The following is a 14,545-nucleotide window of genomic DNA, read 5'->3' on the forward strand; positions in this document are numbered from 1 at the left end:
GGCTCAAGGGCAAGATGACCCCCTTCATGCGCGCGGCGAGCTGGCTCGGTGATATCCGGCGCCTCGCCCATCCGCAGGCGCTCGACATCCTTCTCGCGCCGATCGCGGGCAAGGATGGCGTGCGGCGCGTGGTCAAGCAAGGGATCAAGATCGACGGCGAATACTACCAGACAAGTGCCGCGCCGGTCGGTCAGGATGTGCTCGTCCGTATGGACCCGACCGATCTTGGCCGCGCCATCGTGTTCTCCCTCGATGGCGAGACTTACCTCGGCGATGCCATTTGCCCGCACCTGGCGGGGGCAGATCCGGTGGCGGTCACCATGCAGGTCAAGGCGGCGCAGAAAGCCCTCCTCAAGGAGGAAACCGACAAGATCCGCGCCGAGATGCGCAAGATCAAGCCGCGCGATTTTTCCGATGCGCTGCAGCGTCAGGGCGAGAAACGCGGAGCGAACCTCGCCTTCATCGAGCGCCCGGCACAGCCCTTCACCACGCCCGCGCTGGAAGCGGCCAGAGAAGCGGCCGAGGGCGCGAAGGCCGCGCCAGCGGCGCCTTATGACCCGGTCGTGGTGCAGACCCAACTGGCCGAGGTGGTGCGCATGCCCGCGCCGCGCCGCCCGATCCAGCAGGACAAAATGCAGGACCAGTTCCGCCGTGCGATCGACCTTGAGGACGCAATCGCGGCTAGCGATCCGATCAGCGAGGCCGATGCGGCTTGGCTGAAAAGCTATCAGCAGCACCCCGATTACCGGGGCGCAAAGCGGATTTTCGAGATCCACGGTCGACGGATGTTCGGCTGAGGAAGGTGCCGCCGGGAGCGTGCAGGCCCCGCGGCGGCGAGCAGTGAAGTGAGGAGAAGATGACAGAGAGCAACAGGCAATTCAAGAGCGTCGCGCCGCTGCGCAATGTGGTGGCGATGGCGCAGCTGGTGGACCGCGTGATTTCGCGCGCGCCCACCTTGCCGGGCATGGCGGTTTTCTACGGCCCGAGCGGTTACGGCAAATCGAGCGCCGCCACCTACGCGATGAACACCTTCAGCGCCTATTACGTCCAGGCCGAGAGCACCTGGACGAAGAAGAGCCTGTGCGAGGCGATCTCGCTCGAAATCGGGATCGAACCGCAGGGCCGGATCGATCAGATGGTGCGGGCGATCTACCGCGAGATCAGCGCCACCGGGCGCCCGCTCTTGATCGATGAGGCCGACCACATTGTCGCCCGCGGCCTGATCGAGCTTGTGCGCGACATCTACGAGAAATCCGAGGCGAGCATCATTCTGATCGGCGAGGAGGATCTGCCGCGCAAGCTGATGCGCTGGGAGCGGATGCATGGGCGCATGCTCGCCTGGGTGGCGGCCGAGCCGGGAACGATCACCGATGTGACGCTCCTGCAGGAAATCTACTGCCCCGGCGTCGCGATCGAGGACGCGCTGAAAGAGCGCCTGCTCACCGAGTCGCGCAACTCGATCCGGCGGATCTGCGTGAACCTGAACGAAATCGCGCTGCTCGCGCGGCGCAACGGCTCGAACACCGTCACGACCGCCGATTGGGGGCACGGCAGCTTCTTCACCGGCGAACCGCCCCGCCCGCGGGGGCTGAAATGAGGCGGCGCATCGACACCATGCAGAAGGAAGGCATGACGAATCCGCGTCAGACGATCTGGGACGCAATCCGGGAGCTGGCGGGCGAGGATCTGGCGAAGCATTTCACCGTGACGGATGTCGTCGATCGCACCGGGGCACATCGCAAGACGACCGCGGACTATTTCGCCTGCCTCGTGGCGGCCGAATATCTTGCTCATGGTCGCGGCGGCGGGGCGGAATGCAACGGCCATCGCCGGGCTGCAGAATGCCGTGAATGGCACCACAGCAAGCATCGCCGGCCAGGTGAATGAGATGCTGGCGGCACAGCGCGAAGCGGCCGCCTGGCAATCCGAGCTCGATCAGCTGCGCGCCCGGTTCAACCCGCTGTTCGCGGCCTCGCAGCAATATGAGGTGCAACTGCGCGAGATTGCCGAGGCCGAGCATCTGGGCGCGCTCAGCACGGTCGAGGCGAATGCGGCACGGACCCGGGCGGCACAGATCCTCGCGCCTCTGCCCAGCCAGATTCAGGCCGTTGGCGTGTCCTCCTCGGCCTCTGCGGCCCATGTGGCGAACCTCGGCTATCAGTTCAACGACATCGGGATTATGGTGGCCGCCGGGCAAAACCCGTTCATGCTGATGATGCAGCAAGGCACGCAGGTAACGCAGGTCTTCGGGCAGATGCGCGCCTCGCCAAACCGCACCGCCGCCATGTCGAAAATCCTGGCCGTTTTCGGATCGACCTCGAGATCCACCGAAAGACATCGCTCCAGAAGAGGTGTCTTGTCCTCCCCCCGCCGCCGTATGAAATTCAGTAATGCCATCAAGCCCGTGCAGCAGCAAAGTGTTGCGCGAGACTAGAGCGCCGAAACTGGCCCCGCAATACGCGCCGACAGGGTTTTGCCGCTGCCCGGTGCCGCAGGGCGAAGCTTTGTCCTCAACGCGTGGCGCCGAACCTGGAACAACTTGGGGGGATTTCATCACCCGCGCGACTCGATGCCCCGTCCTTTTCGGCGCCCAGGTTCAGCGTTGCCTTGTCCGCCTCGGGGAAGTAATGGTTGTCGCCAGTGCTGAACATCTTCTCGTAGACGAAGGGCGGCGTCTCGAACTGGTTCAGGATGCCGATGATTTCCGAGGTGGTGTATTGCGCGGTGGAAGGTGGTGGCGCGTGCCTCCTGCTGCACGCCGGCGCCGCCCCCGAACGAGGATTGATGCACCCCGAGCGGCCCCGCATTGGCCGGTGCGCCCCGCCAAAGACGATATCGGCGCAGGAAGAGGAGCAACGGGCCGTGCCTGGCACATAGGTGCCTGCGCCCTTGTCATGCAGGATCGAGGCGATGTGCAGCCCCTCGGAAAGGTTGCCCCGCGGCTGCGGCATGGCCTGTGGTCACGATTGACAGGCGGGACGCCGACTGACGGCAGCGCTGCATGGCAACCGCTGAAAATCTTTGGCCATGGTCATTCGTGCGGACGGCCGCATCGCGGCCAGATCGGAGACGCGGCGCAAGGCTTCGAGCTTGAAGCGGGCGCGGCCGCGGATGTGATGGCTTCACCAGACCATCCGGAACTCATGTCGAGGGGCAGCGATGGCGCTGCCCCTTTCGTTTGCCCGCTCACGCCGGGACCGGCAGGCCGAAATCGGCGGCGATCTGGCCCAGCCAGGTCTTGAGGCGGGTCTCGGTCAGGGCTGACTGGGTGTCCTGATCGAGTGCCAGGCCCAGAAACGCGCCCTCGACCACGGCCAGTGAGTCTTCAAAGTCATAGCCTTCGGTCGGCCAGCGCCCGACCAGTTGTGCCCCCCGATCGGAAAAGAACTCATTTAAGAAAAACAGTGCGTTGACGAATTCCAGCGGATAGCTGGCCTGATCGCCAAGGCCAAAAAGCGCGATCGTCTTGCCGCTGAAATCCTGATCCGCGATCTTGGGCAGGAATTCCTCCCAGCTTTCCGAGGTGGCATTGGCGCTCAGCCCCGGCAATTGCCCATCCCCCAGTGTTGGCGTGCCAAGGATCAGGAAGTCGTGCGCCATGAAGTCGGCCACATCGGTGCGGTTGACGTTGCGCGGCTTTGCCATCACCTCGTCGTCGAACATGTCTTTGATCTGCTTTGCAATCTTGCGCGTGGTCCCGGTGTCCGAGCCAAAATAGAGTCCGATCTTCGCCATGATGTCCCCTGCGGTGGTGCGGGGGCTTGCTGCGCCCCCTGCTGCTTCGCAAACGGCGTGCCAAGAAATCCTGATGGAAAATCGGCACAATCTGACAAATATTGTCAGCAATGCGATAATGGTGAGTGAAATTGTAGGCTATATGGCGATCCACGCGCCCTTGACGCCGAAGGCCAAGCTTCAGGGTCAGGCGCATGGGGCGGCAGCCGCCGCATCGCGGGCGAGAATGTCGGCGTAACCTGCGCGCCAATCCGGAAAGCGCAGCGTGAAGCCCGGCAGCGCCAGCAGCGCATCAATGCGCAGGCGGCGGTTTTCGGCGTAAAACCCGGCCATGGCCGGCGGTAGCCCGGCCTCGGCCAGGGACACTTCGGGCGGGGCGGGCAGACCGGCCAGGGTGGCCACCCCCGCCATCAGTTCGGCCGTCGAACAGGGCGCGCCATCGGCCAGATGGATCAGCCGCTCTGCCACCGGATGCGCCATCGCGGCAAGGGTGGCGGCGCTGATGTCATCGCGATGGATGCGGTTGAACACCTGCCCGGGCTTGACGATGGCACGCGCCCGCCCGCTGTGCAGCTGAGCCAGCAGGTTGCGCCCCTCGGGGCCATAAATCCCCGCGATCCGCAAGATGTCGAGCGCCACTCCCTGACGCTTTGCCAAGCCGCGCCAAAGCCGTTCCGCGACCAGTCGCCCCTCGGCATCGCGGCTGGCAGGGGCGGGAGGGCGGTTTTCGTCGATCCAGGCGCCGCCGCAATCGCCATAAACGGCGCTGGACGAATAATAGCCGATCCAACGCAGCGCCGTGAGCGCGGCCCCGGTCGCCGCTGCCTCCGAAACGGCGGCGAAGGCCGGGCAGCCGGCCGGTCCGGGCGGGGTGGAAATCAGCAGATCCGTGACCCCGGCGAGTGCCATGCCAGGCAGGATATGCCCCTCGGCCAGCACCCAGGGCCGGATGCCCGCGGCGGCCAGCGGCGCGGCATCGGCGGCGCTGCGCACGGTGGCGGCGACCGTCGCCCCCTGCGCTCTCGCCCGCGCCGCCACCGCGCGCGCGCAATAGCCCGCGCCGAACAGCAGCAGATGCCGCCCGGCCAAAGGCCCGCTCATGCCACGGCCTCGCTCAGGCGCCGTTCCAGCGCGTCGAAGGCCGCGATCTGCGCCGGGATCATCTGGCGGTTCTCGTCGCGGCCCAGATAGACCTTGAACATGCAGCCGCCCGTCGTGTCGTAAAGCTGCACCGACCGGGTTTCGGTGCCAAAGAGTTTGCGCCGCACAAAGGCGACGCGGGCGCAGGCGTCGATCCTTACATGCCCGCCGATTGGCTTGCCCTTGAAATTGTACATTCCCTGCGCCACCGTTCCGCCCAGAAGCGGCGCCTTCGCCTCAAGGATCACCGGGCCGGTGTTGACAACCAGGGTGATCTCGCCCCAATCCGCCATCGCCTCGAGAACCTCGACCATCAGCGATCCGGGCAGCGCGGTCACCTCGCCCGCGGGCAGGGCCTCCAGCACCGCAAGCGGCGTTGTGTTGGCCGTGCGGGCGATGTCTTCAAGCGCGGCATGGGGGGTGGTGGCAAGGGCTTCGGCAATCGTCTGGGGCATCTTTGTCTCCGTCAGTTTCGGCAAAGGTCGGGGTGGTGGGCAAGCCAGCCCAGAAGGCGGGTGGTCATCGGCACCTGCCAGAACCGCCCGGCGCGGCTCAGCCGGTAAAAGCGGTGCTGTGGCGCCCAGAGCCCGGCCGCCTGCCACTGCGCCAGAAGCGGCGCGAAATGATCGGCAAGGCTGAGGCCGGGGGCGGGGATCAGCGTTTTCAGCGCGGCCTCGGCGCGGGCAAGATCGAGCATCCCGCGCTCCATCCCCGCCTTGATCGCCTGGGCGACGGGCGCGCTTGCCGCCTGCCGCATCATCCCGGCCACGAGCCCGGTGCCCGCCGCCGCCTGCCCGGCGTAACGGCCCAGATCCGGGGTCAGCCGGAAGCTCAGATCGCCCAGAAAGCCGCCGGCGCCGGCGCCGAAGGCCAGGCAATCGGCCCCCGACTTGACCGCCAGATTATAGACCGAGCGTTCGCGCAGGCTGCCTTGCCAATGCGAGGTGGAGATCGGCACCCAGCCCATTTCCTCGGCCGCGGCCTCGCCCGCCGCGAAGAAATGACCCAACTGGTCGGGGGCGGCCACCTGTTTCTTGCCCTTGTCGATCGCGGTCAGAAGTGGCGTGCCGGGGATCAGGTTCAGCGCGTAAAGATCAAGCCCGTCCAGCCCCAGATCGGCGCAGATCCGCACATCGGCGGCGACATCGGCGGGGCTCTGTCCGGGCAGGCCGAACATCAGATCGACGATCACCGCGCCCTGATCAAGCGCCACAAGCTCTTGCAATGCCCGGAGGATTTCGGCGCGGCTGGCCTTTCGGCCCAAGGGGCGGCGGATCGCCTCCGAGAAGCTTTGCACGCCAAGCGAGATCCGCGTCACCCCGGCATCAAAGGCGGCACGGGCCTTTTCGGTGCCGAAGGAATGGATCCGGCCTTCCAGCGTGATTTCGCAATCGGGCGCCAGCGGCAGATGGCGACGAATGGCGCGGACGAGCCGGGCGATGTCGGGGGCGGCAAGGGCCGTCGGCGTGCCGCCGCCCAGATAGACCGCTTGCAGCGGCGGGCCCTCGTGCGCCGGTTGCCGGGCAAAGGCCGCGAGCTGCGCGATCAGCGCATCGACATAGGCCATGCCCAGATCGGGCCGCCAAGCGTTCTGGTAAAAGCCGCAAAACAGGCAGTGGTTTTCGCAAAACGGGATATGGACATAGGCCACGGCGCGACGGCTGCGGGGGGTGGCCATCAGCCGGTCCCATGCGGCAGCCAGTTGCGCCTCGGGCACCGGCGCCAATGCCCCGCCCGGATGCGCGCCTCCCTTGCGCGGGAAGGCGCACGCGAGCGGATCGGCCGCAATCGTGGCGAAGAAGCTCTCGACCGCGGCCGGGGCGGCGGGATGCGCCAAAGCCGCGGTCATGCCGGGCACCGGTCAAGGCAGGGGGGAAATGTGGGCATGTCGGACCTTTCACCTTGCGGGAATGACCTGGCGACATGCTGGGCAATGCGACCCCAAGCCGGGGTCTGCGGGGTAGATGGGAATTCTGAGTAATTTTGTCAAGAGAAATGCGGGCGCGTCGCGGGCGGTTGGAAATCCGCAAGCGACGGGGGCGTCGTCCCCCTTGCCCGTCAGGGCACTGGCGGCCTCGCCGGTCTGCTGATGGTTATCGCGTCGGCGCGCTCTTTTGGCCTCGCCGCGACTGTCCCCCGCCGGATCGCCTTGCGCCGAAAGTTGAAATCATGGCGCGAACAATATTGTAAAGATATCGTCTGCAGGGAAACGCGGAGGAAAACGGACCGGAGGCCGCGATCAGCCCCCCGCCACATGCCGCGCCGCCGCCGCGGAGGCCGCCGCGCACGCCTCACCCAGGGGCAGGCTTCGCGTCAGTCGCTCTGCCAGCGTGCCGGTGAAACAATCGCCCGCACCGTGGCTGGACACGGCCTTGACCCGCGTCGCAGGGATCGTGAACGCGCGGTCATTGGCATCGACGAGGGCCAGCCCCGCCGCGCCCGCAGTCACCACCACCGCACCAAAGCGCGCGGCAAGGGTCAGGGCTGCGTCCTGCGCCGTGGCAAGATCGGTGACGGGAGCGGTGCCCAGCATCTCGGCCTCGACCGCATTGACCACCAGCACATCGACCAGCGCCGCGAACTCGGGGGAAAGTGTGCGCGCCGGGGCAGCGTTGAGCAGCACTTTGGCGCCATGCGCTCGTGCGCCCAAGGCCGCGGCAAGGTTCACCGCCTCGGGCACCTCGTTTTGCAAGACAACCGCTCCCACACCCCGCCACAGCGCGGGATCGGCCAGACGCGCAGGGTCGATGTGCAGATTGGCCCCCGAAACGATAGTCGCGGCATAATCGCCAGTGGCATCGGCGATCGCCACCGACATCCCCGAGCCAACGCCGTCGATCACCGCGATGGCCGATCCGTCCACCCCCGCCTGCGCCAGATGCCGCGTAAGGAAGGCGCCGAAATCATCCGCCCCCACAGCGCCCAGCATCCGCACCGGCGCTCCGGCGCGGGCAGCCGCAACAGCCTGATTGCCCCCCTTGCCGCCGAACTTTGGATACCAGCGGCTGCCCACCCCGGTTTCATCGCGACGCGGCAGATGGTCGGCTTCGACCATGATGTCGTAATGAAGGCTTCCCACCACGAGGATTCCGTGGCGGCTCTCTGGGCTGGTCCGGGTCATGTTCAGGTCCGTCTTTTCGATTTCACCGCCCGCATCGTGCGGGCCAGATTAGCGTCGGCGCTGGCACGGTCTTTTTGCGCCACCTCGACGAAGAGCGCGTCGAGCAGATTGAGCTGCGCGATCCGCGCCGTGGCGTTCTCACCAAGAAGCGGCGAGTTCTCCGCGGTCGAGCAGAGCACCACATCGACCGCACGGGCCAGCGTGCTTTGCGAATAATTCGTCACCGCAATCACTCGCGCGCCGTTCTTGCGCGCCAGTTCCACCGCCTCGATCACCGCCGCCGTCTCGCCCGAATGAGAAAAGGCCAGCACCGCATCGTCGGGGCCGAGCAGCGCGGCTGACATCATCATCATATGTGCATCGTCAAAGACCGAGGCGCGAATGCCGATGCGCAGGAACTTGTGTGCCACATCGCGCGCGATCTGCGCCGAGCCGCCGAAGCCGATGAAATCGCGTTGTTTTGCGCGGTAGAGATAGTCGGCCGCGCGCTCGAATGCCACGAGATCCAGAATGGCGAAGGTTTCCTCGAGCGCCTGCATCGCGGTGCGGAACACCTTCTGCACGATCACGCCCGCGGTATCCTCGGGGGTGATGCAGGTGTGCAGCGCCGCGCTTTCGGAGGTGTAATAGGCGATCAGCCCCTCGCGGAAGGCGCGAAACCCGTCAAAGCCGAGTTTCTTGGCGACCTTCACCACCATCGCCTCGGAGACACCGGATTTTTCCGCGATCTCCTTGAGCGGCGTTTCCGTCGTGATGTCCCTGCGGGCGAGGATCTCCTGCGCGACCTTGCCTTCGAGCGGCGTGAGGCTCGGCAGTCTCGACCGGATCTGAGCCCCCACCGCGCGCGGATCGTTCATCGCTTACCCCTGCTTGCCACTGGTGGCACGGTCGATCAGCATCGCCACGATGATGATCAGCCCGGTTGCCAGAAGCTGATAGAAAGCCTGCACGTTCAGAAGCGTCAAGCCGTTGCGCAGCGTGCCGAGGATGATGCAGCCGATGAGTGTTCCGAAGATCGAGCCGCGCCCGCCCGAGAGCGAGGCGCCGCCGATCGCCGCGGCGGCGATCGCGTCAAGCTCCCAGAGGTTGCCGAGCGTCGGTTCCGCCGCGCCAAGGCGCCCGATCAGGATCAGCGCCCCGATCGAGGCCATCGCGCCCGAAATCATGTAGGCGGCAAATTTCGTGGCCGCCACCGGCACGCCCGCCACCCGCGCGGCATCGGGGTTGCCGCCGACGGCGAGGAAATATTCGCCCAATGGTGTCTTGTTGAGCAAGATCCAGGCGAGCACGGCCAGCACGGCCACGATCACCACCGGATGCGGAATGCCGGCCAGATTGCCGTTGGTGAAGGCGCGGAACGCGGCCGGAAGCCCGAAGATCGGCGTGCCCCCGGTATAGATGAGCGCGAGCGCGCGAAAGAGCGACAAGCCCCCCAGCGTCACGATGAAGGGCTGCAAGCCCCCCCAGGTGATCAGCGCGCCGGTGAAGGCGCCGCAGCACAGCCCGATGCAGATCGCGCCGAGAATCGCGAGCGGCACCGGGACGCCCGCCACCATCATCGCCGCGCCCAGCACGCCCGAGATTGCCGCCACCGGCCCGACCGAAAGGTCGATCCCGCCGGAGATGATGACAAGCGTCATGCCGAGCGCGATGCAGGCGTTGATCGAGGATTGCTGCAGGATGTTGATCAGGTTCGGCACCGTCAGGAAGCTCGGTGTCAGAGCCGCGAAGATCGCGCCGATGATCATGAGGCCAAGGATCGTGCCCGCATCGCGAAAGCGGATGCGGGAGAGGACAGAGGCCGGTTTCGGGGCGGTGTCGGTCTTGGGGGCAGCGGTCGTCATCATGGTTTCCTCCCGTTAGTCTTCAGGCCGCGGGAATCGCGGCGCGGGCAATGGCCGCCTCGCCGATCTCGCCTGCGGTCAGTTCGGCGGTGATGCGCCCCTCGCACATCACCAGCACGCGGTCGGAGACCCGGATCACCTCCGGCAGTTCCGACGACACCACCACGATTGCCTTGCCATCCTCGGCAAGCCGTTCGATCAACTCGTAAATCTCGGCCTTGGCGCCGACGTCGATGCCGCGGGTGGGCTCGTCAAAGAGCAGGATCTCCGCCTCGGCAGCGAGCCAGCGACCCAAGATCACCTTTTGCTGGTTGCCGCCCGAGAAATTGCCGATCGGGCGGCGGACATCGAGCGGGCGCAGCTGAACCTCGCGCATGAGGTCGAGCGCGCGGGCCTCAAGCGCGCCTTTGCGGATCAGGCCCGCGCGGGAGAAACGCCGCATCGAGGACAGGCCGATATTCGAGGCGACAGGGCGCCAGCGGATGATGCCTTCGCGCTTGCGCTCCTCGGGGAGCAGCCCGAGCCCGGCGCGGATACGCGCGAGCGGCGTTGCGGCAACCGCCGTGCCGTTGATCTCGACCGTGCCACTCTCGGCGCGATCGATCCCGGCGATCAGGCGCAGGAGTTCGGTCCGCCCGGAGCCCACGAGCCCGGCGATGCCCAGAACCTCGCCTGCATGAAGGGTGAAGCTCGCATCGCGCACGACGCTGCCCCGGCTCAGGCCGCGCACTTCAAGCACCGGGCGCGGGGTGGCAAAGCTGCGATGGGTGGCATGAACGAGGGCACGCCCCACCATCAGCCGGATCACGTCTTCGACCGGGGTTTCGGGCAGCGCGACCCGGCCCACCAGATGGCCGTCGCGCATCACCGTTGCGGCCGAGCAGAGCCGGTAGATCTCGTCCATCTTGTGCGAGACATAGATGATCGAGACCCCCTTCGCGGCGAGGCCCCGGATCACCTCGGCGAGCCGGTCCACCTCGGCGGGCATCAGGCTCGAAGTGGGCTCGTCCATCGCGATGATGCGGGCATTGGCGCGACGCGCCTTGGCGATCTCGACGATCTGGCGCTGCGCCACGCGCAGGGTCTTGACCGGTGCCGTGACGTCGATGGCAGGGTCGAGGTCGGCCAGGAGGCGCTGCGCCTCGGCCTCCTGCGCGGCATGGTCGATGAAGAGCCCGCCCGCACGGCGCAGCGAGGCGCCCAGAAAGATGTTTTGCGCCACCGTCAGCTCCGGCACCTGCTGAAGCTCCTGATGGATCATCGCAATGCCCTGAGCGGCGGCGTCGCGCGGACTGGCAATGCTGACCGGCTGGCCGTCAATTTCGACGGTGCCAGCGGTGGGCCGCAGAACGCCCGACAGAATGTTCAGAAGGGTTGATTTTCCGGCGCCGTTTTCGCCGACGAGGCCGTGAACCTCGCCGGGCGCGACGGTCAGGTTGACACCATGCAGCACCGCAATGGGCCCGAAGGATTTGTCGATGCCGGAAAGCGAAAGGCGCGGGTGAGTCATGCTCGTCATCCGGAGAAAGGGGGGGGCCCACCGCGGGAGGAGGGATGCGGTGGGCACCGGATGCGTTACTTCGCGGTCAGCGCAGCACGCAGGGCTGTCATGTCGGTGGTGGCGAAGGTTTCGATATTGTCCTTCGTGATCAGAGCCTGCGGCGTGGCGACCACGCGAGGCAGATCCTGACCGGCCATAAGGCGCAACGCCACTTCCATGCCAACTTCACCTGTCAGAATGGGGAAGCTGTCCACCGTCCCGGTCAGATCGCCGGCGCGGATCGCGGCATAGGCATCCGACACCCCATCGGTGCCGAAGACCGCCGTCTGCTCGGCCTTGCCGGCCGCTTTCACGGCCTCGACCACGCCGAGCGCCATGCCATCGTTGTTGGCATAGAAGCCGATCAGGTCAGGGTGCTGTTGCAGAATCGTCGCGGCGGCGTTGAAGGCGAGCTCGCGGCTCCAGTCGGCCGGAACCGAGGCGACAATCTCGAAATTGCCGGCGGCGTTGATGGTTTCGGTGAAGCCCGCGGTGCGTTGACCGGCGGCAAACACGCCCGCCTGCCCCTCGATTACGGCGACCTTGCCGCCCTCGGGATGGTGCTCGATGAACCATTTCGCCACGCGCACGCCATTGTCTTTTTGCACGTTGCCGACGTAATGGGCGACCTGCGGGATCACCGCGTCATTGACGTTGACGACCGGCACGCCTGCCGCGGTGGCGGCCTCCAGCGCGGGAACAAGGTTCGCATCGGTTTGCGGCGAGAAGAGGAGCGCCGAGAACCCCTGAGAGATCAGGTTTTCGGCAATCGAGAGCTGGCCGATCTGGTCACCTTCGGATTGCGCCGCCTGATAGACGAATTCGACGCCATGGGCTTTGGCGAATTGGGCATAGCCTTCGCCGAGCGTGCGCCAGTATTCGTTGGTGAGCGTCTTCGATACGCCGCCGACCTTGGTGCCCGCGGCAGGCTCGGGGAAGGGCCCGAAATCGGTCTCGAGCGCGGACCAGTCCATGCGGTCGGGCTCGCTGTCCGAGTTCAACGGCGCCAGATCCTGCGCTTGCGCCATCCCCAGCGACAGGGCAAACATGCTGACCGCCAGCGCGCCTTTCAAAAAGTGTTGCATGTGGTTCCTCCCAGTTTCAACACGTCGGAAAAAGTTTCGTCAGAGCGCCATCGGGCGCCCCTGCAAGGCAAGTTGCGCCAGTTCGACCGCCACCACCGCATCTTGCTCGGCTTGTGCCTGCGCCAGACGGTTGTCGGCCTCGAGCCGGTCGATGGCGGCGATCATCCGCCCCACGGTGCGGATATTGGCGCCGCATTCGGCCACAGGATCGAGCCCCGAAGCATCGGGGAAAGTGTCGAAATAGATCGCGCCGTCGAAGCCGCCCTTGCGGCAGGCGCGCAGCAGTTCGAGCGTTTCATGCACATGCACCGCGCCCACCATCAGCCCGTCGTCGCGCTTGGCGTAACCGTCGTTCAGATGCAGCCCTAAAAGCCGCGCGCGTCGCATCACATGGGCGGCCGCCAGCGCGGGCTGTTCGTTGGCGTAAAGCGAATGCGCGAAGTCGATGGTCACGCCAAGGTTCTTTGCGCCCACCTCGTCGATCGCCAGCAGCGTGGTGGCGGCATCGGGCAGAAGGGCGAAGCTGCGCGGCTCGTTGGGCTTGTATTCGATCGAGATCAGGCAGTCGGGGTCATGCGCCGCCACTTCCGCGATGCCCGCCACCTCATCGGCCCAAAGCTTCGCGTAATCGCACTGGAAGGCGTAATCCCAGCCATCCTGACCAAGCCAGAGCGTCATCATCGGCGCCCCCATCGCGCGCGCCGCGTCGATGCCACGTTTCGTCAGATCAATGGCGTCGCGGCGCACCGCCGGGTCGGGGTTGGTGAAGGCGCCACGCTTGAAGGCGGGGTTGGTGTAGTAGCGCATCGCCAGCCCGCTGATCGCCAGACCGTTGTCCGCCACCATCGCCGCAATCGCCTTGGTATCGCCCGCCGCGTGGTCGGGATAGTTCAGATCAAGCTCGGTCAGACCCTCGACCGTCGCCGCCCGGGCAATCATCTGCCCGAGTGTCGGCTTGCCGGAAAGCTCGGGCCAGAAGCTGTGCGGCGCGGAAGCGAAGGAATTGATGCGCGTGGCGAAGCGGGTACCGAACATATGAGTCTCCTTTGCTTCACGATTTATCATAAAGTCGTAAAGTTGCAAGGGGAAGCGAACGTCCCGTCCGATAACGGTGCTTTCGCACCCGTTCGCTCTGAACCATCGGGACGCGGAGCCGTTGATTTCTGAGATGGCCCAGGTGGCTGAGAAACCCTGTGCATCAGCGACATTCGGCCCAAGGCTTTTCTGCGCCAGCCATAAACGACCACTTCGGGCAGTCCGCGCGGCGGTGTAGCCCCCCCCGACCAGCCGCAACGGGCCGGGTGTGAAGATAGCGCGAGGCGAGTTGTCCCGGTAAGCGCTGAGGATGACCGCCGTGGAGATCAAGGCCCTCCGGCGTCCCCGGCGCCAAAACCAAACAGATCGCCGCGTCGGTCTTGGCGCCCTTCGGCTTGCATCCCCTCTTCGGGCGCCAGGCGAGATACCGTCTTTTCGGCGAGAGCCGGCGTCCGTCCCCCCTCGGCAGCATCCGGGGCGGTGGCGTCCAGCGCAAGCAGGGCGGCGAGCGCGGCCGCACACGCCGGGTCGGCACGCAATCGACGAGCACAGAGCGCAGGCGACACGCTGCGACACGCGCCGTGCCCGATTTGTGATGCCTTGCCGGATTTGATACCAGTCGTGCGCATCGACGCCGAGGGCGGGTGTCGTTTTGGCATGCGGATCGGGAGGCCGTTGGCCGCCCGCCGAAAGTGCGCGTCGATTTCCATTTCCGCGCCTGTCCGAACGGCCCTTCTGACCTGTCTGAGCAGACACCGCGCTCGGCATCCCGGGCACGGAGACTGTGGGATAAGTCTCTCCGGGAAAGGGGAAAACTCGCATATCACCTGATTTGGGCAACAAAGCCGCAGTGCCCCGCCAATGCACGACCGATCCATTGAACGGCACACTCATTCTGATAAGATGCGTGATACCGAGGGGTGTCCCGACAAGGGGCTGAGATATCGCTCGCAGATGCAGCGCGGTGACCCTTTGAACCTGATCCGGATCATGCCGGCGAAGGGACAGGATCGCACGGCTCTCTTGCCCTTGCCGGCCTCAGCTA

16 protein-coding genes and 1 riboswitch are annotated in these 14,545 nt (G+C 66.0%); of the genes, 4 read left to right on the forward strand and 12 right to left on the reverse strand.

The annotated features are described in order from the left end of the window. The 4 genes from ACFSM0_RS03430 to ACFSM0_RS03445 form a co-directional block, all read left to right on the forward strand. Positions 1-797 (forward strand): Mu transposase C-terminal domain-containing protein (locus tag ACFSM0_RS03430; RefSeq protein ID WP_377387192.1); only part of this gene is annotated, 797 nt, incomplete at its 5' end. A gap of 59 nt (positions 798-856) precedes the next feature. Then, entirely contained in the window at positions 857-1,597 is a 741-nt protein-coding gene (locus tag ACFSM0_RS03435) for an AAA family ATPase (RefSeq protein WP_377387195.1), read from the forward strand. After that, positions 1,594-1,887, forward strand: coding sequence for a hypothetical protein (locus ACFSM0_RS03440; protein WP_377387198.1), 294 nt, complete (start codon positions 1,594-1,596; stop codon positions 1,885-1,887). Before ACFSM0_RS03435 ends, ACFSM0_RS03440 begins: the two co-directional genes overlap by 4 nt. After that, entirely contained in the window at positions 1,793-2,434 is a 642-nt protein-coding gene (locus ACFSM0_RS03445; protein ID WP_377387201.1) for a phage tail length tape measure family protein, read from the forward strand. The genes ACFSM0_RS03440 and ACFSM0_RS03445 overlap by 95 nt, the downstream gene beginning before the upstream one ends. Positions 2,435-2,510: 76 nt before the next feature. On the opposite strand, the gene ACFSM0_RS03450 is transcribed toward ACFSM0_RS03445, so the two are convergent. The 12 genes from ACFSM0_RS03450 to ACFSM0_RS03505 form a co-directional block, all read right to left on the reverse strand. Continuing rightward, a complete protein-coding gene (locus ACFSM0_RS03450) occupies positions 2,511-2,951 on the reverse strand; it encodes a hypothetical protein (RefSeq protein ID WP_377387204.1) in 441 nt (146 codons plus the stop codon). Positions 2,952-3,186: 235 nt separating this feature from the next. Further along, positions 3,187-3,735 carry a flavodoxin gene (locus ACFSM0_RS03455; RefSeq protein WP_377387207.1) on the reverse strand — a complete coding sequence of 183 codons (549 nt, stop codon included), beginning with the start codon at positions 3,733-3,735 and terminating at the stop codon, positions 3,187-3,189. 186 nt (positions 3,736-3,921) lie between these two features. After that, positions 3,922-4,836 (reverse strand): NAD-dependent epimerase/dehydratase family protein, encoded by a 915-nt coding sequence (locus ACFSM0_RS03460; protein ID WP_377387210.1) that lies wholly within the window; start codon positions 4,834-4,836, stop codon positions 3,922-3,924. Beyond that, on the reverse strand, positions 4,833-5,330 hold the full coding sequence (gene hutX / locus ACFSM0_RS03465) for a heme utilization cystosolic carrier protein HutX (protein ID WP_377387213.1): 498 nt from the start codon (positions 5,328-5,330) through the stop codon (positions 4,833-4,835). The genes ACFSM0_RS03460 and hutX overlap by 4 nt, the downstream gene beginning before the upstream one ends. Before the next feature lie 11 nt (positions 5,331-5,341). After that, entirely contained in the window at positions 5,342-6,724 is a 1,383-nt protein-coding gene (gene hutW / locus ACFSM0_RS03470; RefSeq protein ID WP_377387216.1) for a heme anaerobic degradation radical SAM methyltransferase ChuW/HutW, read from the reverse strand. 390 nt (positions 6,725-7,114) lie between these two features. Next, complete coding sequence (locus tag ACFSM0_RS03475; RefSeq protein ID WP_377387219.1) at positions 7,115-7,996, reverse strand: PfkB family carbohydrate kinase; 882 nt, start codon at positions 7,994-7,996, stop codon at positions 7,115-7,117. A 2-nt stretch (positions 7,997-7,998) separates the two neighbouring features. Next, the gene (locus ACFSM0_RS03480; protein ID WP_377387222.1) at positions 7,999-8,853 is read right to left on the reverse strand and encodes a MurR/RpiR family transcriptional regulator; all 855 of its coding nucleotides are present in this window, start codon (positions 8,851-8,853) and stop codon (positions 7,999-8,001) included. 3 nt (positions 8,854-8,856) lie between these two features. Further along, a complete protein-coding gene (locus ACFSM0_RS03485; protein ID WP_377387226.1) occupies positions 8,857-9,843 on the reverse strand; it encodes an ABC transporter permease in 987 nt (328 codons plus the stop codon). 19 nt (positions 9,844-9,862) lie between these two features. Continuing rightward, positions 9,863-11,350 (reverse strand): sugar ABC transporter ATP-binding protein, encoded by a 1,488-nt coding sequence (locus ACFSM0_RS03490; RefSeq protein ID WP_377387230.1) that lies wholly within the window; start codon positions 11,348-11,350, stop codon positions 9,863-9,865. A 65-nt stretch (positions 11,351-11,415) separates the two neighbouring features. Continuing rightward, positions 11,416-12,465, reverse strand: a complete 1,050-nt coding sequence (locus ACFSM0_RS03495) for a sugar ABC transporter substrate-binding protein (protein WP_377387233.1) — start codon at positions 12,463-12,465, stop codon at positions 11,416-11,418. A gap of 39 nt (positions 12,466-12,504) precedes the next feature. Beyond that, positions 12,505-13,500, reverse strand: a complete 996-nt coding sequence (locus ACFSM0_RS03500; protein WP_377387236.1) for a sugar phosphate isomerase/epimerase family protein — start codon at positions 13,498-13,500, stop codon at positions 12,505-12,507. A gap of 326 nt (positions 13,501-13,826) precedes the next feature. Beyond that, positions 13,827-14,210 (reverse strand): hypothetical protein, encoded by a 384-nt coding sequence (locus tag ACFSM0_RS03505; protein WP_377387239.1) that lies wholly within the window; start codon positions 14,208-14,210, stop codon positions 13,827-13,829. Positions 14,211-14,406: 196 nt separating this feature from the next. Continuing rightward, positions 14,407-14,522: riboswitch (TPP riboswitch) on the forward strand. The last annotated feature ends 23 nt before the right edge of the window (positions 14,523-14,545 follow it).

The sequence above is a fragment of the Rhodobacter lacus genome (assembly GCF_042683065.1).
Taxonomy (GTDB): domain Bacteria; phylum Pseudomonadota; class Alphaproteobacteria; order Rhodobacterales; family Rhodobacteraceae; genus Rhodobacter; species Rhodobacter lacus.

What these genes read in the sequence shown, in the direction of transcription:
- ACFSM0_RS03500 (WP_377387236.1), bottom strand. Translation starts at nt 13,500, where the DNA reads ATGTTCGGTACCCGCTTCGCCACGCGCATCAATTCCTTCGCTTCCGCG.
- ACFSM0_RS03460 (WP_377387210.1), bottom strand. Translation starts at nt 4,836, where the DNA reads ATGAGCGGGCCTTTGGCCGGGCGGCATCTGCTGCTGTTCGGCGCGGGC.
- ACFSM0_RS03445 (WP_377387201.1), top strand. Translation starts at nt 1,793, where the DNA reads ATGGTCGCGGCGGCGGGGCGGAATGCAACGGCCATCGCCGGGCTGCAG.
- ACFSM0_RS03490 (WP_377387230.1), bottom strand. Translation starts at nt 11,350, where the DNA reads ATGACTCACCCGCGCCTTTCGCTTTCCGGCATCGACAAATCCTTCGGG.
- ACFSM0_RS03485 (WP_377387226.1), bottom strand. Translation starts at nt 9,843, where the DNA reads ATGATGACGACCGCTGCCCCCAAGACCGACACCGCCCCGAAACCGGCC.
- hutX (WP_377387213.1), bottom strand. Translation starts at nt 5,330, where the DNA reads ATGCCCCAGACGATTGCCGAAGCCCTTGCCACCACCCCCCATGCCGCG.
- ACFSM0_RS03440 (WP_377387198.1), top strand. Translation starts at nt 1,594, where the DNA reads ATGAGGCGGCGCATCGACACCATGCAGAAGGAAGGCATGACGAATCCG.
- ACFSM0_RS03450 (WP_377387204.1), bottom strand. Translation starts at nt 2,951, where the DNA reads ATGCCGCAGCCGCGGGGCAACCTTTCCGAGGGGCTGCACATCGCCTCG.
- ACFSM0_RS03475 (WP_377387219.1), bottom strand. Translation starts at nt 7,996, where the DNA reads ATGACCCGGACCAGCCCAGAGAGCCGCCACGGAATCCTCGTGGTGGGA.
- hutW (WP_377387216.1), bottom strand. Translation starts at nt 6,724, where the DNA reads ATGACCGCGGCTTTGGCGCATCCCGCCGCCCCGGCCGCGGTCGAGAGC.
- ACFSM0_RS03435 (WP_377387195.1), top strand. Translation starts at nt 857, where the DNA reads ATGACAGAGAGCAACAGGCAATTCAAGAGCGTCGCGCCGCTGCGCAAT.
- ACFSM0_RS03495 (WP_377387233.1), bottom strand. Translation starts at nt 12,465, where the DNA reads ATGCAACACTTTTTGAAAGGCGCGCTGGCGGTCAGCATGTTTGCCCTG.
- ACFSM0_RS03455 (WP_377387207.1), bottom strand. Translation starts at nt 3,735, where the DNA reads ATGGCGAAGATCGGACTCTATTTTGGCTCGGACACCGGGACCACGCGC.
- ACFSM0_RS03505 (WP_377387239.1), bottom strand. Translation starts at nt 14,210, where the DNA reads ATGGAAATCGACGCGCACTTTCGGCGGGCGGCCAACGGCCTCCCGATC.
- ACFSM0_RS03480 (WP_377387222.1), bottom strand. Translation starts at nt 8,853, where the DNA reads ATGAACGATCCGCGCGCGGTGGGGGCTCAGATCCGGTCGAGACTGCCG.